Source organism: Streptomyces morookaense, assembly GCF_013030945.1.
In the GTDB taxonomy this organism is placed as follows: domain Bacteria; phylum Actinomycetota; class Actinomycetes; order Streptomycetales; family Streptomycetaceae; genus Streptomyces; species Streptomyces morookaensis.
Window position 1 is genome coordinate 64,527 of sequence record NZ_JABBXF010000010.1, and the last position, 22,180, is coordinate 86,706.

General features: G+C 72.6%; 19 protein-coding genes and 1 pseudogene. 7 read left to right on the forward strand and 13 right to left on the reverse strand.

The window, feature by feature from the left end; all coding sequences use genetic code 11:
• Window positions 1-42 precede the first annotated feature (42 nt).
• Window positions 43-1,635 (reverse strand): serine/threonine-protein kinase, encoded by a 1,593-nt coding sequence (locus HG542_RS05895; RefSeq protein ID WP_171078980.1) that lies wholly within the window; start codon window positions 1,633-1,635, stop codon window positions 43-45.
• A gap of 104 nt (window positions 1,636-1,739) precedes the next feature.
• Entirely contained in the window at window positions 1,740-2,816 is a 1,077-nt protein-coding gene (locus HG542_RS05900) for a serine hydrolase domain-containing protein (RefSeq protein WP_171078981.1), read from the reverse strand.
• A 196-nt stretch (window positions 2,817-3,012) separates the two neighbouring features.
• On the opposite strand from HG542_RS05900, the gene HG542_RS05905 reads away from it, so the two are divergent.
• Window positions 3,013-4,185 carry a winged helix DNA-binding domain-containing protein gene (locus tag HG542_RS05905; protein WP_171078982.1) on the forward strand — a complete coding sequence of 391 codons (1,173 nt, stop codon included), beginning with the start codon at window positions 3,013-3,015 and terminating at the stop codon, window positions 4,183-4,185.
• Here the strand turns inward: HG542_RS05905 and HG542_RS05910 are convergent.
• The 3 genes from HG542_RS05910 to HG542_RS05920 form a co-directional block, all read right to left on the reverse strand.
• Window positions 4,174-4,599, reverse strand: a complete 426-nt coding sequence (locus tag HG542_RS05910; RefSeq protein ID WP_171078983.1) for a VOC family protein — start codon at window positions 4,597-4,599, stop codon at window positions 4,174-4,176. The two genes, HG542_RS05905 and HG542_RS05910, sit on opposite strands and share 12 nt — an antisense overlap.
• Before the next feature lie 50 nt (window positions 4,600-4,649).
• Window positions 4,650-5,933 (reverse strand): M64 family metallopeptidase, encoded by a 1,284-nt coding sequence (locus tag HG542_RS05915; protein WP_171078984.1) that lies wholly within the window; start codon window positions 5,931-5,933, stop codon window positions 4,650-4,652.
• Between the two features lie 112 nt (window positions 5,934-6,045).
• A complete protein-coding gene (locus tag HG542_RS05920) occupies window positions 6,046-7,359 on the reverse strand; it encodes an alpha/beta fold hydrolase (RefSeq protein ID WP_171079138.1) in 1,314 nt (437 codons plus the stop codon).
• 87 nt (window positions 7,360-7,446) lie between these two features.
• On the opposite strand from HG542_RS05920, the gene HG542_RS05925 reads away from it, so the two are divergent.
• The 3 genes from HG542_RS05925 (at window position 7,447) to HG542_RS05935 (ending at window position 10,785) form a co-directional block, all read left to right on the forward strand.
• Complete coding sequence (locus HG542_RS05925; protein WP_227726392.1) at window positions 7,447-8,829, forward strand: helix-turn-helix domain-containing protein; 1,383 nt, start codon at window positions 7,447-7,449, stop codon at window positions 8,827-8,829.
• A 166-nt stretch (window positions 8,830-8,995) separates the two neighbouring features.
• Entirely contained in the window at window positions 8,996-9,652 is a 657-nt protein-coding gene (locus tag HG542_RS05930) for a response regulator (protein ID WP_171078986.1), read from the forward strand.
• A 62-nt stretch (window positions 9,653-9,714) separates the two neighbouring features.
• A complete protein-coding gene (locus HG542_RS05935; protein ID WP_171079139.1) occupies window positions 9,715-10,785 on the forward strand; it encodes a sensor histidine kinase in 1,071 nt (356 codons plus the stop codon).
• Window positions 10,786-10,792: 7 nt separating this feature from the next.
• On the opposite strand, the gene HG542_RS05940 is transcribed toward HG542_RS05935, so the two are convergent.
• Window positions 10,793-11,173 (reverse strand): STAS domain-containing protein, encoded by a 381-nt coding sequence (locus tag HG542_RS05940; RefSeq protein ID WP_171078987.1) that lies wholly within the window; start codon window positions 11,171-11,173, stop codon window positions 10,793-10,795.
• A gap of 310 nt (window positions 11,174-11,483) precedes the next feature.
• Between HG542_RS05940 and HG542_RS35630 the strand changes: the two are divergent.
• Window positions 11,484-11,900 (forward strand): annotated as a pseudogene (locus HG542_RS35630) (hypothetical protein); the annotation flags it as partial.
• 65 nt (window positions 11,901-11,965) lie between these two features.
• Here the strand turns inward: HG542_RS35630 and purU are convergent.
• The 4 genes from purU to HG542_RS05965 form a co-directional block, all read right to left on the reverse strand.
• Window positions 11,966-12,859, reverse strand: a complete 894-nt coding sequence (purU, locus tag HG542_RS05950) for a formyltetrahydrofolate deformylase (protein ID WP_171078988.1) — start codon at window positions 12,857-12,859, stop codon at window positions 11,966-11,968.
• 49 nt (window positions 12,860-12,908) lie between these two features.
• Window positions 12,909-13,355, reverse strand: coding sequence for an SCO4402 family protein (locus tag HG542_RS05955; protein ID WP_171079140.1), 447 nt, complete (start codon window positions 13,353-13,355; stop codon window positions 12,909-12,911).
• A gap of 71 nt (window positions 13,356-13,426) precedes the next feature.
• Window positions 13,427-14,611 (reverse strand): hypothetical protein, encoded by a 1,185-nt coding sequence (locus HG542_RS05960; protein WP_227726386.1) that lies wholly within the window; start codon window positions 14,609-14,611, stop codon window positions 13,427-13,429.
• 367 nt (window positions 14,612-14,978) lie between these two features.
• Complete coding sequence (locus HG542_RS05965) at window positions 14,979-16,367, reverse strand: NsdA family TPR-like regulatory protein (protein ID WP_171078990.1); 1,389 nt, start codon at window positions 16,365-16,367, stop codon at window positions 14,979-14,981.
• A 341-nt stretch (window positions 16,368-16,708) separates the two neighbouring features.
• Here HG542_RS05965 and HG542_RS05970 point away from each other — a divergent pair, with 341 nt between their 5' ends.
• A complete protein-coding gene (locus tag HG542_RS05970) occupies window positions 16,709-17,383 on the forward strand; it encodes a bifunctional DNA primase/polymerase (RefSeq protein ID WP_171078991.1) in 675 nt (224 codons plus the stop codon).
• Between the two features lie 151 nt (window positions 17,384-17,534).
• On the opposite strand, the gene HG542_RS05975 is transcribed toward HG542_RS05970, so the two are convergent.
• The 3 genes from HG542_RS05975 to HG542_RS05985 form a co-directional block, all read right to left on the reverse strand.
• Window positions 17,535-18,929, reverse strand: coding sequence for an FAD-dependent monooxygenase (locus tag HG542_RS05975; protein ID WP_171078992.1), 1,395 nt, complete (start codon window positions 18,927-18,929; stop codon window positions 17,535-17,537).
• Window positions 18,930-19,061: 132 nt separating this feature from the next.
• Window positions 19,062-19,928, reverse strand: coding sequence for an alpha/beta fold hydrolase (locus HG542_RS05980; RefSeq protein WP_171078993.1), 867 nt, complete (start codon window positions 19,926-19,928; stop codon window positions 19,062-19,064).
• Between the two features lie 573 nt (window positions 19,929-20,501).
• Entirely contained in the window at window positions 20,502-21,194 is a 693-nt protein-coding gene (locus tag HG542_RS05985) for an iron-dependent transcriptional repressor DtxR (protein ID WP_171078994.1), read from the reverse strand.
• 171 nt (window positions 21,195-21,365) lie between these two features.
• Here HG542_RS05985 and HG542_RS05990 point away from each other — a divergent pair, with 171 nt between their 5' ends.
• Complete coding sequence (locus HG542_RS05990; protein ID WP_171078995.1) at window positions 21,366-22,121, forward strand: SIS domain-containing protein; 756 nt, start codon at window positions 21,366-21,368, stop codon at window positions 22,119-22,121.
• Window positions 22,122-22,180: the final 59 nt, after the last annotated feature.

Sequence of the window (22,180 nt, forward strand, 5' to 3'; positions counted from 1 at the left end):
TTCTGCGACCCGGGCCACTCGCACAACGGCCTCGGGCAGGCCCTATGGACCCGACCGCGGCCTGATGCGGGCGAAGGTGTCCAGTGCGACGTCGAAGTACCGCTTGCCCTCTGCCGACTTGGCGAGCGGCGAGGACACCCAGACGTCGTACATCTTGTCCGCCTCGTCCCACGAGATGTCGTACGTGTGCCGGTCGCCCTGAGGCGCCTTGCTCTCGCTCTCGGCGAAGCCGTCCCAGCTGAACTCCCAGGAGGCGGCCTTGAGTCCCTTGTGCGTGGTCCGCTCGACCTGGCCGTCGCGGTAGCCCGGGTAGCGGTCGGGCGCGAGGGCGGCGGCGCTGCGCATCACCCCGATCGGGCCGCCCTCCTGCTGGTCCTGGATGAGGACGCCGATGCGGAACTCCTTGCCCGGCGAGTAGTAGAAGACGCGCGGCGGCTCGAAGGAACGGGTGCACCCGGCGGGGACGGCGAAGGCGAAGCCCGCCGGGTCCTGCACCGCCCGGAACCCCTCGGGGGCGGACACGGCGGCGCTGGCGGGCGCATCCGGCACCGAGTCGGCCGGGGCACCGGTGCCGGTGGTGTCCGTGACGGCGGAGTACGGGGGCCTGCCGTCGGTGCGGCCCTCGTCCGGGCCCGTCAGCAGCGCGGCCAGCCCGGCGCCCATGCCGGCCAGGGTCGCCACCGCGAGGGCGGCCATCAGTGCGGTGCGCCCGCGGCCCGGGGTGAGCGCGCCGGGCGGGAGCACGGGCAGGGGCGGCGGGGCACTCCGCTCCGTCGGCGTACAGGCCGTGCCCGGCGAGGCGTTGCCCGTCTCCAGGCAGGCGCGCAGCAGCTGTTCGGCCCGGTCGGCGCTCATCCGCCGCGCCGGGTCGCGCTCCAGCAGCCCCCGGACGACCGGCAGCAGCGGACCCGCGGCGGCGGGCGGGCGGATCTCGTCGTGGACGACCGCGTGCAGGATGCCGCCCAGGGAATCCCGGTGGAACGGCGACGACCCGCTGAGCGCCGTGCACAACAGCACGCCCAGCGACCACAGATCGGACGCGGGCCCCGCCCGCCCGCCCGACATCCGCTCCGGCGCGGTGTATTCGGGCGAGCCGACGAATGCGCCGGTCTCGGTGATCGTCGTCGCCCCGGAGACCTGGGCGATGCCGAAGTCCGTCAGCACGACGCGCCCCGTGCCGGCCTCCAGCAGGACGTTGGGCGGCTTGATGTCCCGGTGCAGCACGCCGCGCGCGTGCGCCGCCCGCAGCGCTCCCAGCATCGCGAGCCCGATCCGCGCCGCCTCCCCCGCGCCCAGCGGGCCGTCGGCCGCCAGCAGGTCGGACAGCGACCGCCCCTCGACCAGTTCCATGACGATCCAGGGCCGCCCGTCCTGCTCGACGATGTCGTGCAGGACGATCACGTTCGGATGTTTGATCAATGCCACCGTGCGCGCCTCGCGCAGGGTGCGCTCGCGCCGGGCCTCGCTGTCCCGCGCGGAGTCGGCGTCGCCCACGTGCAGTTCCTTGACGGCGACTTCGCGGGCGAGCAGCTCGTCCGTGGCGCGCCACACGGTACCCATCCCGCCGCGCCCGATCCGCCGGCCGAGCCGGTAGCGCCCGGCGAGCAGGCCGCCGGGGGCAGCGAACGTCCCCATGTGCCCATCTTGCCGCAAGGCCTCCCGGCCGACGGCGCCCGTGCGGCACGCGTCGGGGTGCTCATCGGGATGCTCCCGGGCGCTTCGGCGTGCCGCGGTGTGCTTCAGCCGGTGCGGAAGGCGGCGTCCACGATGCGCTGCACGCAAGGGCTTTCGCCGGATCCCTGTGCACGTATGCAGGAGAGGGAATAGGCCACGCGCCGCGAGACGTCCGGGGTGGCCAGGACGCCGCAGGCGAAGCCGGGGCCGGAGCCCGTCGCGCCCACCAGCTCCCTGCCGTCCGGCAGGACGGTACGTATCAATCCGCCGTGGGTGCGCAGGAGTTCCTGCTGTGCGGGCGGGAGCAGGCGGCCGTCGAGCAGGGCGACGAGGAAGCGGTCGAGATCGGCCGCCGTGGAGACCATGCCTCCGGCCGCCCAGGTGTGCGGGCTGCGCGCCGTCACATCGGAGAGGCGGCCGGCGGTCGCCACATAGGTGCAGGAATACGGTTCCGGGAGCGTGACGTCGTCCGCGTCCGGCACATACGTACCGCGCAGGCCGAGCGGGCGCGTGATGCGTTCACGCACCTCCCGGGCGAAGGGGCGGCCGGTGATCTCCTCGATGACGAGGCCGGCGAGGATGGCCTCGATGCCGTTGTGCGGCTCGGTCCCGCCCGGGGTGAACTCCCGCTGTTCCTTGAGCGCTTCGCGCACGAGCCGCTCCGGACTCCAGGAATCGAAACGGTGCTCGGTGAACCATTCGTTCGAACCGTCCCCGTATGTCGGCGAGGGCAGTGCGGGAAGGCCGCTCGTGCCGTCGAGCAACTGGCCGACGGTGACGTGCTGGTGGGGCTCGGAAAGGAGGCCGGGAAGACGGTGCACGACCGGGGCGTCGAGGTCGGCCCGCTGCTCGCCCGTCAGTTGGAGCAGCACCACGTGGGTGAAGAGCCGGGTGATGCCGCCTATACGGAAGGAGGAGTCGGAGCGCACCGGGGCGCCGGTGTCCGTGTCGGCCACGCCGGACACGCCCCACCAGTGGCCGGCGGATCCCGCGACCCGGACGAGGGCGCCCGTGACGCCGGCATCGGGCAGTCCCGCGGTGGAACGGCGCAGGGCGTCCCTGTCGAGCGACGGTCCGGCGGCGGTCGCCGCGAGCAGCGCGGCAACGGCCGTTCCCCAGGCGTTGCGCTTCATCGTGTCCATGCATCGAGTCTGTCCGCGGGGCGGCGGCCGAACATCCGGGACGAGCCCGGACGTTGCCCCCAGCCGGACCCCTACGGGGTGTGTTCGGGCGGACCGCGCCGGCAACCGGACGCCCCCCCTCACGGAAAGAGGACAGCCCCAGCCCCTTCACGGAATGAGGACAGAAACCGACCTACTCACCCCGTACCGTCGCCCCATGAGCACCGTCCTCCCCCGCATCACCGACGAGCAGCGGCGCGCCCGGCTCGGGCACCGGCACCTCCTCGCCCCGGGCCGGCGCGCGGCGCGCGTCGAGGGCGTCGCCGACGCCCTCGTCGGGCTGCACGCCAGCGACGCCGCCACCGTCTACCTCTCCGCCTGCGCCCGGCTCGCCGAGCCGTCCGCGGGCGAGGTGGAGCGCGGGCTCTACGACGACGTCACCGTCGTCAAGCTGCTCTCCATGCGGCGCACCCTCTTCGCCGTCACCACCGAACTCGCCCCGTACGTCTACTCGTCCACCGCCCGTGCCATTGCCGCCCGCGAGCGGGCCACCCTCGTCAAGCATCTCCATGCGCACCTCCCCGACTGGGACGAGGAGCGGCTCGCCCGCACCGAGCGGGCCGTGCTCGCCGCCCTCGCCGAGCGCGGCGAGGCGACGACCGCGGAACTGGGCAAGGTCGTGCCCGCCCTGCGCGACACGATGGTCGTCTCGCCCGGCAAGCCGTACGAGGCCCGGCAGAGCGTCGGTTCGCGGGTGCTGCGGCTGCTCGCCTCCGACGGGCACCTGCGCCGCGCCCGGCCGCGGGGCTCGTGGACCAGCAGCATGTATCCATGGGCGCTCGTCCCGCAACTGCCCGAGCTCCCGGTGCGGGAGGCCAAGGCCGAACTGGCGCGCCGCTGGCTGGCCTCGTACGGGCCCGCCACCGAGGCCGACCTCAAGTGGTGGACGGGCTGGACGCTGGGCGACACCCGCAGGGCACTGGCGGACGTCGGCGCGATGGCCGTCGAACTGACGGAAGGGACGGGATTCGTGCTCCCGGAGGACCTTGACGGCGGGGAGACCGCCGAGCCCTGGGCCGCCCTGCTCCCCGGGCTCGACCCGACCTCCATGGGCTGGCGGCAGCGCGACTGGTACCTGTCCCCCGGTCATGTCCCCGCCCTCTTCGACCGCGCGGGCAACATCGGGCCCACCGTCTGGTGGAACGGACGCATCGTGGGCGGCTGGGCCCAGCGCGCGGACGGTGAGATCGTCTGGCGCGCGCTGGGCCGCGTGGGCCGCGACACGGAGGCGGCGGTCGCGGCGGAGGCCGGGCGGCTGTCCGCCTGGATCGGAGCGGTCCGGGTCACACCCCGGTTCCGTACACCGCTGGAGCGGGAGCTAGCGGCGTGACGGCGGCGCGGGCCGCGCGGCCGGTTCGTCACCGTAGGGCGTGGTCATGAACTCGAGGTTGAGCGTGCCGCCCGGGTCCTCGGTGTAGAGGCCCCGGCCGCCGTAGTCGGTGTTGATCTCGCCTTCGACGCTGTGCGCGGGGTCGGCCCAGTAGCGCAGTCCGCGCTCGGTGATCCGGCCGAGGATGGCGTCGAACTCCTCGTCGGTGACGAGGTAGGCGAGGTGGCTCCCGTTGATGGCGTCAGCGGGGACCAGGTCGTCGGCGAAGTCGACGCCGACCCCGTTGGACGACGTGACCTGGGTGAAGCGTCCCCAGTCCACGGGTTTGCCGGTGCCCGTCAGCTCGGTGAGGAACTCGGCAGTCCGGTGGCGGTCCTTGACGTGCACGATGATGTGGTTCAGCTCGTTTGCCATGACGGGCCCTTCATCGGTCCAGTGCGTCACCATGCGATTCTGCCGTGACCTCAGCCGCCCGCCACTCGCCACGTCAGATCACCGGACATCCGCTTGCGGACCTCCGGATCGCGCACCGCCCCTGTCCGGTCGGTCGCCCGGGCCGTCACCGTGTGCGTGCGTCCGTCGGCCCGGACGCCCAGCGACCGCGGCACCACCGCGAGGCGGCCGCGCGCCGCCACGGCTTCGCGGCCGTCCACGTACCACCGCACCGCCACCGTCCGTGCGGCCGTCTGGACGGTCAGACGTTTGCTCCGCTGCACCGTCGCATCCGTCGGCACACTGCTCGACAGGACGCTCGCATGACGGTAGAAGCCCGCGATCATCGCCTCACGTCCCGGCAGGTTGAACTCCCTGCCCAGCGACCGCATGATCGAGTTGTCGGTGGGGCGGAACAGGCCCTTGGGGTAGTAGCCGCCGCCCTCGAAAGCGCTGACGGAACCGCCGTCGGGCGAGGGCTGTCCGAGCCAGCGGTACCACTTCGTCCGCTGCGCCTGCATCTGCCCTGCGCTCAGCGTGCTGATGTTGGACTCGTGCGGCTCGGTGCCCGTGTAGGTGCCGTACTCGTCGTACTGGTACTCGTCGGCAAGCTTGCCCAGTGAGTGGCCCGTTTCGTGGACCGCGATCTGATCCGAGCGGTCGTTGTCGGCCGACGCCGTCGCTATGCCGTCGTAACCCACCTTCGACACCACGTCGTTGTAGCCGGCACCGCCGTATTTGGCGGAATTCGCGAGCACCACCACCAGGTCCGCCGCAGGCGCCTTGGCGGCGTACGGCTCCACCTTCGCGGTGTCGAGGCACAGCAGCCGCTCGATGCCGTCGCAGAAGAAGCCCGAGCCCAGCGCGGTGTCCCTCTTCACGTCCTGCGCGGGGTCGCCCGACACGCCGGATTCCCGCGAAACGGCGTCCACCGCCCAGACGTTGAACAGGTTGCGGTATGACGCGTACGGCTCGACGGCCGACATCTTGGCCCACTTGGCGCGCACTGCTGCGTGAAACGCCTCCTGCTGTCCGGCGGTGTAGCCGTCACCGATGAAGACGACGTCCAGCTTGCTGTTCACCGGTCCGTTGTGGACGATCGAGGTGACGTCGCCGTCCCCCTTGAACGAGGGCTTGAGGGGCTTGACCGGGGTGGTGGAGACGGGGATCCGGGTGTGATGCGGGTGACCGCCCGGTTCGGTGAAGTACTCGACGTCCTGCTGCCGTTGGGGGTGCTGCTGCTGTGCCGCAGCGGCAGGGGCGGCGAGCGCGGCCATGACCGCCACGCCCACCGCCAGCGATATTCGTCTGCGCATGGGGGGTCCTCTCGAAGACCGCCGCAAAAGCGGCGGCTCAAGTCGATTTAATGCGCGGCTCAACGTAGAGCGGCGACTGCCCCATGACAATGCTTACGGCTCAACCGGCCGCTCAGACCTCGCCCCTGACGAGTCCCAGCAACCGGTCCAGGACCACCCGGCCGCTCGCCCGCACACCGTCGTGCTCGTACTCGTCCGTCACCCACGTCCGCAGGCCCGCAATCGCGCGTGCCGTGCGCAGCGAGTGATCCGTGTCGACGTACAGGTCGTCGTGATAGACCGCCGCGGCCACCGGCACCTCGTTGCGGGCCAGCCGCTCCGCGTCGTACAGCGGTGTCCATCCCTTGTGTTCGGCGAGCAGTTCGGCGGTGTGCCGCAAGGGGCGCAGGGCGGCGTGGGTGCGCAGCATCCAGGGGTGGACGGTCTCGCCGGTGAAGAGAAAACGCGCACCGGAATCGAAGCCGTATGCGAACTGCGGGAATTCGGACCGTATGCGCTCCGCCGACCAGTGCGTCGCGCGCCCGTCCTGGGCATAAATGGCCTCGTGGAGAATGGCGTAGAGCGGGTTGTCGGCCCGCGTGAGCACGGCTGCGACCTGTTCGCCGAAGGCATCGGACAGGCGCGGTCCGTCGACGGTGTCCACGAAGGCGTCCTCCAGCAGATAGTGCAGCCGGTGCGAGCCGTCGCCCGTGCCGAGGAGGATGCCGAGCTGCTGAAAGGCCTCGACGGTCAGCAGCGTGCCGTCCGGGAGCACCTCCTCGTGCTCCGCCAGATGCGCCGCTATGCGCCGTGCGGCCGCCTCGTCACCGGGGTAACGGGCATAGTGCGCGAGACACTTGCGCTCCATGCGCGGGTAGGCGGCGCGGTAGACCTCGTCCGCATCGGCGTCCAGGGACGGCAGCCCGCCGGTGATCAGCACCTCGGCGAGCCCCTCCGGCGCGTACGACAGGTACGTCACCGCGCAGAAGCCGCCGAAGCTCTGGCCCAGCACGCTCCATGGCCGCCCGCCGGTCAGCAGCGGCCTGATGTGCTCGCAGTCGCGGACGATCGAGTCGGCACGGAAGTGGGCCAGATATGCGGCCTGTTCGGCCGGGGTGCCGCGCAGCGGGAGCGTCTGCCGGTTGGCGGGCGTGGACCGTCCGGTCCCGCGCTGGTCGAGCAGCAGCACGCGGTACTCGTCCAGCGCGCGGTCCAGCCAGCCCTCGCGGCCCACCGGCCGCCCGGCCGCACAGCCGGGACCGCCCTGCAGGAAGACCAACCACGGCAGGTCGTCCCGCATGCGTCCGGCGGCGACGACCTCGCGGGCGTAGATGCGGATCCGCTCGCCGTCAGGAACCGCGTGATCGAGGGGGACGTCGAAGAAGTGGTCGGTGAGGACGAGTCCGGGCTGGCGGACGGAAGAGGCAGCAGCCCTTTCGGGGGACATCGGCACGATCGCATCCTCACGTAAGCAGATTTACGGCACGGTGTGAAACACGGCGCAATGTACCGAGCGAGGCACCGAGGGGCGAAAGTGGCCGAGAACAGCACCCACGGCATACGGACGGACGACCCCGCCGACATCGGCCGGCGCGTCCTGCGGCTGCGCACGAAGGCGGGGCTCACCCAGAAACAGCTGGCCGAACCGGCCTACACGGCCGCCTACATCTCCACGCTCGAGGCCGGCAAGGTCCGCCCCTCGGAGACCGCCCTGCGACACCTCGCCGGGCGGCTGGGCACCACCGTCGAGGAACTCACCACCGGCCGGCCGCCGCACCTGGCCACCGGCCTGCGGATGCGGCTGACCGACGCCCGCCGCACGCTGGCGACCGGCGAGGCGGAGGACGCGGCGGCCCTCTTCCGGGCCCTCCACGACGAGACGGCCGCCCTGGGCCTCGTCCCCGAACAGGCCTCCGCCCTGCAGGGCCTCGGCGACTGCGCCCTGGAGACGGGCGACCTCACCGACGCCCGCGACCGCTTCGCCGAGGCCGAGGCGCTGCTGGCCGACGAACCGCTGCCGCGCCGCGTCCCGGCCCTGCGCGGGCGCGCCACGGCCCACCTCCTGGCGGGCGAACTGCGCTACTCCTGCTACCTGTTGGAGACGGCCGTCGACGAGCTCAACGCCTCCGGCATGCACGACCCGGACGCGCTCCTGCTGCTCTACACCGCCTCCATCGCGCCCTACATGGACATGGGAGCGCACGCACGCGCCGCGCACGCCGCGGAGCTCGCACTGGCTCTCGCGCCCCAGGTGGACAACCCCGCGCTGGTCGCCGGGATGCACCGGGGCGTGGCCCGCACGCTCATCGCCGAGGGCCGGATCGCCGAGGCCGACGCCTCCCTGGCCAAGGCACAGGAGCTGTACCAGCAGCTGCACATCCGCACCGAGCTCGCACACTGCCACTGGATGCGCGGCTACGTGCACGCCCAGGACGGCAACCTGCGCAAGGCCGAGAGCGAACTGCGCACCGCGCGCGACATGCTGGCCTCCAAGCGGGCCGCCCTCTTCACCGTCCAGGTCGAGGTGGAGCTGGCGGACGTGCTGCGGCGGCGCGGCAAGACGGCGGAGGCCGAGGACCTGCTGCATCCGCTGCTGTCGCCCGATGCGCTCGGCGCGGAGCGGGGTGCCGTGCATGCGGGCGGGGCCCACCGGCTGCTCGGGCTGATCGCCGAGGACCGGGGGGACACCGACCGGGCCGAGGAGCACTACTGTGCGGCGCTCTCCCTGCTGGAGCGGACCGGTGCCGCCGGGGATCTGGCCGATCTGTGCCGGCTGCTCGGGGATCTGTTGCGGCGTACGGGGCGTACGGAGGCGGCGCTGGACGCCTATCGGACGGGGCTGGGGCATCGGGCTGCGCCCGGCACCACGACGTTGGGGCCTGCGCCTACTGCGCCGCCTCAGTGGCCTCGGCCGTAGGATCCGCCGGTCGGGTCGTTTTTCGGCTGCGGGTCCGCTCCTGGTTGCTCGCGCAGTTCCCCGCGCCCCTGACGGGGCGCCCGCTGACAGGGCGCGAACCGCAGATGTCCGAGCCGTACGGCAGGCTGGAAGGGAAACGAACGGCAGGACGAAAGAGGAGCAGCCGGTGATCCGTGTTGCGGTGGTGGACGACGAACAGCTCGTCCGGTCCGGGCTGCGCATGATCCTGGGCACGGCCCCGGACATCGAGGTGATCGCCGACTGCGGTGGCGGCGAGGCCGTGGGCGTGATCACCGCCTCCGCTCCCGACGTGGTCCTGCTGGACATCCGCATGCCGGACGTGGACGGTCTGACCGTCCTGCGTGCCCTGCGCGCCGCCCCGCAGCCGCCGGCCGTCGCCATGCTCACGACGTTCGACGCCGACGAGTACCTCGCCGCCGCCCTCCGCCACGGCGCCGCCGGCTTCCTCCTCAAGGACACCGACCCGGAGCAGCTCGTCCGCGCCGTGCGCACCCTCGCCTCCGGCGGCAGCGTGCTGGACCCGGGTGTGACGCGCGCCGTGATCGGCGGCTACCTGGCCACGGAGGCCGGGACGGCGGCGGCCGAGGCCGTACGGGCGCTCACCCCGCGCGAGCGCGAGGTGCTGGCCCACCTCGGCGCGGGGCTCGCCAACCCGCAGATCGCCGACCGCATGGGCCTGGCGCCCAGCACGGTCAAAGACCACGTGCGCGCCGTCCTCGGCAAGCTCGGCGGCGTCAACCGGGTACAGGCAGCGATCGTCGCCGACCGCGCGGGGCTGGTCACCGAGGGCGGGGCCCGGTGAACACCGTGGCGGCGCGTCTCAGGGCGCTCCCGTGGCCCCCGTGGGCCCCGGTCGTCGCGCCCATGCTGTTCGCCACGGCGGACGCGCTGCTCGTGAACGGCACGACGCCGTCCCTCGCGCTCTGGCTGTCCCTCCTGGCCGCGGTCGCCCTGCTGTGGCGCCGCCGCTTCCCCGTGACCGTGTTCCTGGCCACCCTGCCCGGTCTGCACATCGGCTACATCTGGTTCGCGCCGCTCATCGCGCTGTACACGATCGCGGTCCGCAGGCCGGACCGCCGGCTGCTGCTCGTCGCGGGCCTGCTGCTGGCCGTGGCCCACTTCGTCCCGTACCCCGCCTCGCAGTGGGGCAGCGGGCGGCAGATCGGCCTGTCCGCCGCCGACGCGCTCGTCAACGCCGCCACCCCCATCGCCCTCGGCCTGCTCGTGCGCACCCGGCGCGAACTCGCCGACCGGCTCGACGAACTGACCCGCAGCCGGGCCCGCGAGGACCGGCTGCTGGCGGACCAGGTGCTGGCCACCGAACGCGCCCGGCTCGCCCGGGAGATGCACGACGTGGTGGCCCATCAGGTCAGCCTGATCAGCCTGCAGGCCGGGGCCGTGCAGGTCAGTACCGACGACAGCAGGGCACGGGCCGGAGCCGGCACCATCCGCGAACTGTCCGTGCGCACGCTCGACGAACTGCGCCACATGGTCGGCATCCTGCGCGCGGCCGGTGCCGACACCGAGGAGCTCACGCCGCAGCCGCGGCTGGCGGACCTGCCCCGGCTGATCGAACTGAGCGCGCTGGACGTCGCGTTCGAGGACGTGACCGGGCCCGACGCCCTGCGCTCCGAGGCCGTCGAGCGGGCGGCCTTCCGCACGGTGCAGGAGGCGCTGACCAACGTGCGCAAGCACGCGCCGGGTTCGAAGGTGCGCGTGCGGGTGGCGGAGGAGCGGGGCAGGGGCCTGCTGGTGGAAGTGCGCAACGGCCCGGCGGACTCGGCCGTGCCGGCCCCGGGGCTGCCCGGCGGGGGCCACGGCCTGGTGGGGCTGCGCGAGCGGGCCCAGAGTCTGGGCGGCACGCTGGAGGCGCACGGCACGGAGGAGGGCGGTTTCGTCGTACGCGCCCGCTTCCCGCGGGAGGAGCGGCAGTAGCGGCCGCTCAGGCCGACAGCGGTCGGGTGCCGGCGGTCTCCGCGGTGGCGCTGTCCAGATCCGGGTAGACCTCGAAGAGGCGGCGCACCCCCAGCGCGGCCAGCACCCTGTTGACGTGGGAGCCCTCCACGGCTCCCTGGGCGGGCAGGATCAGCCGGAGCCTGCCCCGGCAGGACCGCATCAGCCGGCGGGCGGCGATCAGCACGCCCACCCCGCTGGAGTCGCAGAACCGCACCTCGGCGAGATCGAGCACCAGAGACCTGCGCCCTTCGGCGACCGCGTCGTGCACATGCTGCCGGACCGCCGGTGAGGTCACCAGATCCATCTCGCCGCAGACCCGGAGCACGGCCCACTCCCCCTGCTCGTGCTCCACCACCTTCAATGTCACGCGCCGAGCCCCTTCCCCAGTTCGTTCGTTATCCGGAATGGACCCTTCCCCGGGTGGCTGCCCGGGAGCTCCCCCGCGAAACACCACCTGGCATAAGCCGGCCGCTGTTGAGCCTATGCCCAGCCCGAACCCCGGATTCCCCTGGTTCCGGTCACACCCGCATAACACATCGGCACATTCGTGCACGTACGATCCGTACCGATCGACCAGATCGACCCAAAGTGACCGGCCCCATACCATCCGCAGCAGCCGAAGATCCAGAGTTTGCCGCAAACTCATATCGCCTGCGGAGGCCCCCGGCTACATTCGTCTCTACGCCGGGGACATCGCGGAAGCGGTCGCCTACCCGTACACGGCACCCGCCTCCGCACACCTGCACCGCATGATCGACCTGGCGGCGCGGCTGCTGCCCACCGTGATCGCCGGACGGCGGCGGGCCGGACTGGCGGCGCCCGCACGGGAGTTGGTGCCCGTCGGGACGGTGGGCCGGTCGCTGCACCTGGAGATCGAGGGCAGCGGGGGCGGCCACTGGTACATCCCGCTGGACTCACCCGGAGCGGTGGGCAGCGCGGAGGGGGAAGTGGCGCATGTGGCGGTGGAGGGGGTGGAGTTCTGCCGGCTGGCCTCCGGCCGGGTTGCGCCGGGGGATGCGGCTGCCGGTGGGCTCGGGGATCCCGAAGCCATTCGGGACGTGCTGTACGCGGCCGCCTCGCTGTCGCGGCTGTGAGGGCCGGGGGCTGTTGCCCCCGGACCCCCGGCTGCGGCCTCGTCGTGGCCGGGCGCGGTGACCGCCTAGGCGAACACGACCGTCCTGCGGCCGTTCAGCAGGACCCGGTGTTCGCTGTGCCACTTCACGGCCCGTGCCAGCGCCTGGCACTCCACGTCGCGGCCGATCGCGACCAGCTGGTCCGGGGTCACCTCGTGGCCCACCCGCTCGACCTCCTGCTCGATGATCGGGCCCTCGTCGAGGTCGGCCGTCACATAGTGCGCGGTCGCACCGATCAGCTTCACACCGCGCGCGTGCGCCTGGTGGTACGGGCGCGCGCCCTTGAAGCTCGGCAGGAAGGAGTGGTGGATGTTGATGATCCGGCCCGTGAGGACCTTGCAGAGGTCGTCGGAGAGGACCTGCATGTAGCGGGCCAGAACGACGAGCTCCACGTTCTCGGACTGGACGAGCTCCAGCAGCCGCGCCTCCGCCTCCGGCTTGTTCTCCTTCGTCACCGGGATGTGGTGGAAGGGGACGCCGTAGGAGCCGACGAGCTCCTCGAAGTCGGTGTGGTTGGAGACCACGGCGGCGATCTCGACCGGCAGCGCCCCGATCCGGCTGCGGAACAACAGGTCGTTCAGGCAGTGTCCGAACTTGGACACCATCAGCACGATGCGCATCTTCTCGTCGGCGCGGTGGATCTGCCAGTCCATGCGGAAGGAGTCCCCGACGGCGGCGAAGCTGGCCCGCAGCTTCTCCAGCGTCACGGTGGCCTCCGCGCTGAAGTGCACGCGCATGAAGAAGAGCCCGGTGTCGCGGTCTCCGAACTGCTGGCTGTCCTCGATGTTGCAGCCGGTCATGAACAGGTAGCTGGACACCGCGTGCACGATGCCCGGCTTGTCGGGACCGGAGAGGGTGAGGACGTACTGGCCGGACTGCTCGGGGGCCTTTTCGGCGACAGGGGGCTGCGAGGCGTTCATAGCCCAATAGCGTCGCACACCCGCGGCCCCTTCCGGACCCTCCGCTTCCTCAGGCGTGGGCGAGCAGCGCCTCCAGCACGCCCAGCGAGCGCGGCGGCGTGTCCGGGTCGTCCCCGTCGCTCACGGCCATCCGGACGTGTGCCTCGCGTGCCGCCCGGACCGCCTCGGGCCAGCCGTGGTGCTCGAGGTAGGCGGAGACCGGTGCGTCCGCCCCGACCTGGTGCATGATCCGCAGCACCCGCAGGACGGCGACGTCGACGAGCGCGGCCTCGCCCGAGTCGCGGAAGACCGTGCCGACGTATTTCTCCGCCGACCAGTTGTCCAGCCAGGTGTCCTCGACCAGGCGGTAGACGGCGTCGGTCACATCTCCGTAGCCCTCGCGCCCGGCGAGCCAGCACTCCTGCTGGAACCCCGTGTCCGAGAGCATGTGCAGCGCCGAGCGGACGTTCGCACGCCAGCGCCACCACGGCATGTCATTGAGCGGCATACCGTCCATGGTGGTCGAGCGGCGGCCGCGGCGGGAAGACTTCTCCGAACCTTGCACAGCAGTCGATCGTACGTTCCCACTCACAGCTGGGACCACTCGCGCTGCGTCAGCCCGTACTTCTTGGCGATCGGATTCCACAGGTCGGCCGCCTTCTTCTTCGCGGCGGTCGCGTCGCCGCTCGCCCGGTCGCCCGCCACGCTGTCGCCGGTCGGACGGGCGTGCCCCTTGTCGCAGCCGTGCTTGCCGCCGGCCTGGCCGGCCCACGCCGCGTAGTGGCTGTCCGCCGAGGCGGAGGACTGCCAGGCCTTGGTCAGCTGGGCGGCGAGATCGGCGTTGCCGGGGAGCTTGTCGATGGGCGTCTGCTGCAGCCGGCCCACCAGACCGTTGCGCTGGTCCGCGGCCGTGCGCAGGTCGGCACCCGACTTGTCGAGGTCCTTGCAGCTGCGGGTGGCGTCGACGGCCTTGATGACCGTGTCACGGCTGCCCGAGCTGTCCTTCAGCAGCGCGTCCAGCGCCTTGGCCTGTCCCTCGGCCGGGTCGGCCGGCTTGGGCGCCGGGGTCGTGGCGGCAGGGCTGTCGCTCGGCTCGGCGGAGGCGGACGGTGCGCCGGCAGCCGTGTTCTCGGAGGTCCGCTGGTCGCTGCCCTTGTCGTCCCCGCCGCCGCTGAGCAGCGCGCCGGCGCCGAGCCCGGCGACGGCGCAGCCGGCCACAACGGCCGTGACCAGAACGGCGGGTGACTTCTTCCGCCTGGCGGGCGGCGGGGCGGCGCCCCCGGGCGGCGGGGAGGGGGCGGTGCCGCCGGGCGGCGGGCCCATGGGCGACGGCTGTCTGCGCCGCGGGGCGGCCGGTGCGGCTGTCGGAACGGGCGGCAGCTGCTGCGTGGGCGCAGCCGCGCGGAAGAGGGTGTCGAACTCCGCGGGGGGCGTGCGGTCGCCGTGGGGCGCGGGCAGCGGGCCGGGGGCACCGGCCGGTCCGGCGACGGGCGGGAAGTACTGGGTGGCCGCCTCGGCGGCGCTCCCGACGGGAGGCAGGAACTGGGTGGCGGAGTCCGCGCCGGGCACGGGCGGCAGGTACTGCGTGGCCGCGCTCTCGTTCACCACGGGCGGCAGGTACTGCGTCGCCGAGCCCTCGTTGACGACGGGGGGCAGGTACTGCGTGGCGGGGTCCGCGTCGGCCACGGGCTGCACGTACTGCGTGGCGGCGCCTTCGTCGGCCACCGGCGGCAGGTACTGCGTCGCTGCCGATGCCGCCTCGGGAGCCGGCATCGGCCCGGGTATCGGTCCCGATCCCGGTATCGGTCCCGGCATCGGCGGAGGGCCGCCCGGCAGCGGTGGCAGGTACTGGGTGGCGGCGTCCGAGGCACCCGGAGGAACCTCCGGAGGCAACGGGGCACGCACCGCAGGGAACTGCGGCTCGTTTCCCTGTCCGTTCTGCGTCACCGGGGACTCCTCAGGCTGTACGGGGCGTGTGAACCGGCAGCTCACGCTACCGGGTGCGCTCCGCGCCGGGACAGTGAACCCCATGCGCTCCCGGACGCCGGGCGGGTCACGGCGCGGCCCGTCCGGCGTCCCGGATCTTCCTCCTCACGTCGTCCCTCGTGACGTCCCTTATGTCGCTCCCTGCGTCAGTCCGTCATGCCGCCTGCATCTCCAGTCGTGCCCCGAACTCCCGTACCACCGGCTCGTCCCGGTACGGCTCCAGCCGCTGCCGGAAGTCGTCCAGGTACTCGGCGCCCCGGTTCGACCGCAATGTGCCCAGCAGTTGGAGCGCCCGCGTCCCGGTGGCGCACGCCTCCTCCACCTCGCGCTGCTGCACGTGGGCCGTCGCCAGGACGAGCATGCCGATCGCCCGGCGCCGCACCCGGCCCTGCGGATGGTTGTTCAGCGCGTCCTCCGCATGCCGCCGGGCCGGCTCCGCCTGGCCCAGGTCCCGGTGGCAGTGCGCCAGCTCGTCCGAGAGATAGGCCCGGTCGAAGTGCCGGATCCAGGGCGGGTCGTCGCCCGAGTCCGCCGCGTTGTCGGCCTCTTCGAGTTTGGTCACCGCCTTGGCCGCGACCGTCTGGCAGGAGCGCGCATCCCCCAGGAGCGCGTGGCCGCGCGCCTCGGCCGCGTAGAACATCGCCTCCGCCCGCGGCGTGACCTGGCCCCGCGCTCCTTCCTGCGCGGCCTTCGCCAGTTGGGCGATCTCCCGCGGGTTGCCCAGCGAGGCGGCCAGATGACTCATGCTCGCCGCCAGCACGTACCCGCCGTAGCCCCGGTCGCCGGCCGCCTGGGCCAGCCGGAGGGCCTGGATGTAGTAGCGCTGGGCGAGACCGGGCTGCCCGGTGTCCACGGCCATGTAGCCCGCAAGTTCCGTCAGACGGGCAACTGCGGCGAACAACTCCCGCCCCACGGCCTCCCGGTAGGAACCGGCCAGCAGTCCGGAGACCACGCTGTTGAGGTAATGCACGACGACCGGGCGCACATGCCCGCTGCCGTACCTGTGGTCGAGTTCGACCAGTGCTTCGGTCGTGGCGCGCACGGCCTCCACGTCCGACACCCCGACCCGGGCACCCGCGCTCCGGGCGACTTGCGGATCGGCCGCCGTGATCAGCCAGTCGCGGCTGGGCTCGACGAGGGCCGACGACGCCACGGACGTCCCGCTCAGGAAGTCGCGCCGGCCGACGTCACTGCGCCAGAGCTCACAGACCTGTTCGATCGCACCCAACACCGTTGGGGAGAACTGGAGTCCGACACCGGAGGCGAGGTTCTTGCCGTTCGCCATGCCGATCTCGTCGATCGTGACCGTGCGGCCGAGCTTCCGCCCGAGCGCCTCGGCGATCACGGCCGGAGCGCGGCCGCGCGGCTGCTGACCGCGCAGCCACCGGGCGACGGAGGTCTTGTCGTACCTCAGATCGAGACCGTGCTCCGCGCCACACATGTTGACCCTGCGCGCCAACCCGGCGTTGGAGCAGCCGGCTTCCTGGATCAGCGCCTGCAGCCGTTCGTTCGGCTGCCGCGCCACAAGCGGCCTTGCCGCCATGCTGAACCCCCTGAGACTGCTATGCGTTCGCGATGTGGACCGCGAGAAGCGGAGTAGCTGAGACAGCTGTGAACGCCTTCCCCTGTGATCTTTGCCCCCCAAATATCCGGAGAATGCAGGAATTACGGGTATTGCCATCTATAGCCGTAATGACGAGGTCGGCGCCCGCCGCCCGAGTGGCTACCCCTTCGCGGCGGTGAAGCCGCATCTGCGCCCCCGTCCATGCCTCCGTGCGCCCCGCGTGCTGTTACGGATCAAGGGCTGCTGTCAACCTCGTCCGACACCCGATCCGCCACATCCCTCTGGGGCAGCCGTAACCCCTGGTGACAAGGGGAGTTGTGATGAACGTGGAAGAGACCATCGGAGCAGGAGCACCGCGCATCCCCCAACAACGCGGCGAGCACGGGCTCGAGGCCGCGGCACGGTACGCGGAAGAGCGGCACTGGGACGTATTCGCAGGCACCTGGCTGGAGGCCGTCGACGGCCGGGAGCGCTGCTCCTGCGGCGACGCCGACTGCCCGGCCCCGGGCGCCCATCCGGCCCGTCCCGACTGGGCCTCGCAGGCCACGGGCAGCGCCTCGACGGCACGCCGCATGTGGACGAAACAGCCCCGCGCCTCGATCCTCCTGCCGACCGGTCGCACCTTCGACGCGCTCGACGTCTCCGAGTCCGCCGGCTTCCTGGCGCTGGCGCGCATGGAGCGCATGGGCATCGAACTCGGCCCGATCACCTGCACGCCGTTCCGCCGGATGCTGTTCTTCGTGCTGCCGGGCGGGGCGTTGAAGGTGCCGGACGCGACGCGGAAGCTGGGCTGGTCGCCGGCCACGCTGGACCTGGTCGCCCGGGGCGAGGGCGACTACGTGGTCGCGCCGCCGACCCGGATCGGCAACCGGGGGCGGGTGCAGTGGGCGCGGCAGCCGACGGCAGCCAACCGGTGGCTGCCGGATGCGGAGGAATTGGTGAGCGCCCTGGCTTATGCGTGTGGCCGCGAGGCGGCCGATGCCAGGTGCCGCTGACGCGGCCACGACGCGCCTGCAGTTGACGTTCCCGGGGCTGCGCCCCGGGCCCCCGGGGTGGTGCGTCGACTGCGGGCCGGTGGGGGCTGATCGCGCAGTTCCCCGCGCCCCTTACGGGGCGCCCGGCTGCGGGGCGCAGGACCGGGGCGTCTCAACCGGCCTCGGCCACATACCCGTCCGGGCGGACGAGCAGCGTCGTGCGCCCCGCGTCGGCGCGCGTCACCGTGAGGACCCCGTCCTCCGGCCCGGGCTCGGCTCCCCGCGGCACCACCCTCACGTACGACCCCGCGCGCAGCGCCTCGTACAGTCGCGTCGGACCCTCCCCCGTCTCCGCCAGCGGGATGTCCGGGGCGCGGTGCCCGACCAGGCGGTGCGAGCCGCGCGGGGCCGGGTAGGCGATGCCGATGCCCGAGACGAACATCGCCGCCCGGTCGATGGCGAACGGCACCAGGAAACCTGCCGCGACCGCCGCGTTGCGTGCGCCCCGCTTGAGCCGGGTGTCGGCGAGCGCCGCACGGACCAGTGCGCCGCTCATGCGCAGGACGGCCGCCCCTACGGGATGCCGTTCGTCGTGGTAGGTGTCGAGGAGGGCGTCGTCCGCGCGGCCGGCGAGCACGGCCGCCAGTTTCCAGCCGAGGTTGGCCGCGTCCTGGAGACCGGCGTTCATGCCGAGGCCGCCCGCGGGCGAGTGCACGTGGGCCGCGTCGCCCGCCAGGAACACCCGGCCCTCGCGGTATCGCGGCACCTGGCGTTCGTCGCTGTGGAAGCGTGAGGTCCAGCGCGCGTCGCGGATGCCGAAGTCGGTGCCGAACGCGGCGCGTACGACGGCGCGCAGCCGGTCCATGTCGACGGGCGCGTCCACCGGCAGGTCGCTGCCGCGCTCCCATGCGATGACGCGGTACCAGCCGTCGCCGAAGGCCACGAGGAACGCGAACCCTTCGGCGACCCCGCGGAAGGCGGGCAGGGCCTCCGGCGGGGCGTCCAGGCGGACGTCCGCGAGCATGACCGAACGCAGGACGGACCGCCCGGGGAACGGCATGCCGAGCGCCTCCCGGACCGCACTGTGCACCCCGTCGGCACCGACCGCGTACTGCGCGCGGAGCGGGGCGCCGGCGCCCTCGACGTCCGCCTCGACGCCGTCCGTGTCCTGCCGCAGGCCGGTCAGCCGGACTCCGCGGCGGATGTCGGCGCCGAGCTTGCGGGCGCGCTCCTCCAGGACGCGCTCCGTCTCGTACTGCGGGGTCATCAGGACGCCCGCGAAGCGGGTGGGCAGCCGGGTCAGGTCGGCGCGGGTGGGGCCGAAGAAGCGGATGCCGGGGAGGAAGCTGCCGGTGGCGATCAGGCTTTCGGCGAGGCCGCGGGCGTCGAGCAGTTCGAGGGTGCGGGCGTGGACGGCGAAGGCCCGGGTCAGGTTGGACTCCTGCGCGCGCTTCTCCAGCACGACGACGCGGACGCCGGCGGCGGCGAGATCGCCGGCGAGCATCAGCCCGGTGGGACCGGATCCCACGACCAGGACATCTGCGGTGAGTTCGGGGCGAGAGGGCATGGCTGACTCCCGGGGACGGCCGCGGTGCGGCTGCGCGGGCACGGTGGTGTGCCTACTGCCAGTGGACACCCGGCGGCGAATTATGTCAACGGTCGTTGAATTAATGCGCCGCCCGTCCCCCTCCGCGCCCCCCTACGCCGGAACCGCCGCGTCCAGGAAGGGCTCCGCGACCCGCCGCCAGCTGTCCGGCCGCTCGTAGTGGACGAGGTGCCCCGCGTCGGGGATCTCCGCGTACTGCCCGCGCGGCAGGACGCGGACCATCTCCTGGGCCTCGGCGCGCCCGAGGGCGCCGTCCAGGCCGCGCACGACGAGCGTCGGGCACTCGACCATGGCCAGCTCCTCCCAGTGCGCGTCATGGGCGTAGGCCTCGCGCGCGGCGAGCATCTGACGACGGAAGAACAGCGGCCGCCAGCCGTCGGCCCGCTCGGCCATCACCTCGGCGTAGAAGTCGCCCCGGGCGGGAGCGGGCTTCTCCAGCGTGGGGTCCTCCTCGCCGAACCACTTGCGCACGTCCGCGAGCGTCGCGAAGGGGACCGGCCAGGAGCGGAACCACTCCGTCCACTGGCGCTGGGTGGCCGCGCCCAGGGCGGAGGCCCGCATGTCCAGGATGACCAGCGCCCGCACCAGCTCGGGGTGCCGGGCGGCCAGCTGCCAGGCCGTGAGGGCGCCCATGGCGTGACCGATGAGGGTCACGGGCGCCAGGCCGAGCTGCTCGATGGCGGCCACCGCATCGGCCACATAGGCCTCGCGGACATACGGGCCGCCGACCGGCTTGTCGCTGCGGCCGTGGCCCCGCTGGTCCAGCGCCACCGTGCGGTAGCGCGGGGAGAGCCAGCGGCCGGTCTCCGTCCAGTGCGCGGCGCGACCCAGCAGGCCGTGGAGCAGGAGCACTCCGCCGGGGCCCCGGCCGCCGAGGCCGGCAGCAGCCGGCGGGTCGGCGAACTCCCAGGCGGCAAGCCGCACTCCGCCGCTACCGCTCACCTCGATACGCCGCACCATGACTCCTGGCACCTCGCTTCTCCCCCGAGCAGATCCACCTGGACTGGCAGCCCGACTGGCAGCTTCACTTTATTGAACGTCTATTCGAATACACGGTTATGGCGCGCAACACCCCTCGTTCGAGTGACCGGGCGGCAGGATTGGCCGTCTGCACCACGGGGAGGAATCGACCTGGGCGCGGACCGCTCGGGGAAGAAGGTCCGCGCGGCGCACCCTGGGAGCTCGGGGCTCCGGGTCGCCACGGGGGATTACGGGGAGGCGGGGCCCCGGCAGCCCGACAGGGCGCCGGGGCCCTTCGTCGTGCAGGACAACGGCGGCATACGGAGCATCGGGACGCCCCAGCGGCCTCATCGGACCCAAGCCCCCTCCCCCGGTCGGCGGCGCGCGTGTGCATATGCCTCAGCGCCAGCCTGGCACGGCTCGGCCCCGGGCGCGCCGATTCCGCCGACTCCGGGCGGAAACAGGGGAGTTGATCGGAAGGGACGGCTCCTGCCGCCCCAGGCGTCACCGGCCTGCCGGGCGGAGGCAGGGCCCGGCAGGTCGCAGCGGGTGCCGCAGGGACTGCGGCGGGGGTCAGCGCTTGGCGACGAAGACGTGCGAGGCGATGTCCGGCTCGAGCTCGGCGGCCTCGCCGCTGCTGCCCACCATCACCCCACCGGGGGACTCCGTCACACTGACGACCGCACCCGGCTGCACCCCTGCGCGGCGCAGCGTGTACATCAGCTGGGCGTCCGTCTGGATCGGCTCGCCGATGCGGCGGACGACCACGGTCTTGCCCTCGCTGCCGGGCTCCAGCTCCATCAGGCTGACCATGCCGGCGTTGAGGAACGGATCGGCCTCGGCCTTCTCGCCCAGCTCCTCCAGGCCCGGGATCGGGTTGCCGTAGGGCGACTCCGTGGGGTGCCGCAGGAGCTCCAGCACACGGCGCTCCACGGCCTCGCTCATCACATGCTCCCAGCGGCAGGCCTCGGCGTGCACCTGCTCCCACTCCAGGCCGATCACGTCGACGAGCAGGCACTCGGCGAGCCGGTGCTTGCGCATCACGCGCGTGGCCAGGCGGCGGCCCTCCTCGGTGAGCTCCAGGTGACGGTCACCGGCGACCGTCACCAGTCCGTCGCGCTCCATGCGGGCCACGGTCTGGCTCACCGTCGGGCCGCTCTGGTCGAGCCGCTCGGCGATGCGGGCGCGCATGGGGACCACACCTTCCTCTTCCAGCTCAAGGATGGTGCGGAGATACATCTCCGTGGTGTCGATCAGTCCGGACATGCGTGCCCCTCGATACGTAGTGCGCTGGCCTGGCCCTGGACTCAATTCTGACGCATACCACCGACAACGGTGCCGCGTACGGCCCCGCCGGGGCCCGCCCGTATTGACAGGGCGCTGGTCCAGACCGCAACGTGATCCGCGCGCCCCCGACGCACAAGGAGTCCCTGAGCGATGAGCGAGCACCAGTTGGCCGGGCAGTTCCTCGACGCAGCGATCGGACTGCTCCAGCGGGTGCGCGACGAGGAGGCCGGGGCGATCGCCGCGGCCGGTTCCCTGATCGCCGACACGGTCGAGGCGGGCGGGCGGCTGTTCGTCTTCGGCGCCGGCCACTCCTCGCTGCCCGCACAGGACGTGGTCTACCGGGCGGGCGGCCTCGCCCTGATGAACCTTCTGTCCGTACCGGGGGCCGTCGGCGTGGACGTGATGCCGGCGACGCTCGGCAGCGCGCTCGAACGGGTCGGCGGACTCGCCGGTGCCGTCCTCGACACGAGCCCGGCGCAGCCGGGCGACCTGCTGATCGTCATCTCGCTGTCCGGGCGGAACTCGCTGCCGGTGGAGATGGCCATGAACGCGCGGGCGCTCGGACTGACGGTCGTCGGTCTGACGTCACTGGCGTACGCGGAGGAGACGAAGTCCCGGCACGTGTCCGGGACGTTCCTCAAGGACCACTGCGACGTCGTCATCGACAGCAAGGTGGCGCCGGGCGATGCGGAGCTCTCTGCCGAGGGCCTGGAGGGGCGGTTCGGGCCTGCGTCCACCGTGGTCGCCAGCGCGGCTTTGCAGGCCATCGTGGCGTCCGCCACCGGAGAGCTTGCCGCGCGGGGTGTCAACCCGCCGGTGCTTCGCTCCGGCAACGTCGACGGGGGGCATGAGTGGAACGGGCAGGTGCTGGCCGAGTATCGAGACCGGATCTTCTTTCGGTACTGAGTCGGCTGCGGGTCGGCTGTGGCCGGTCGCGCAGTTCCCCGCGCCCCTGACGGGGCGCG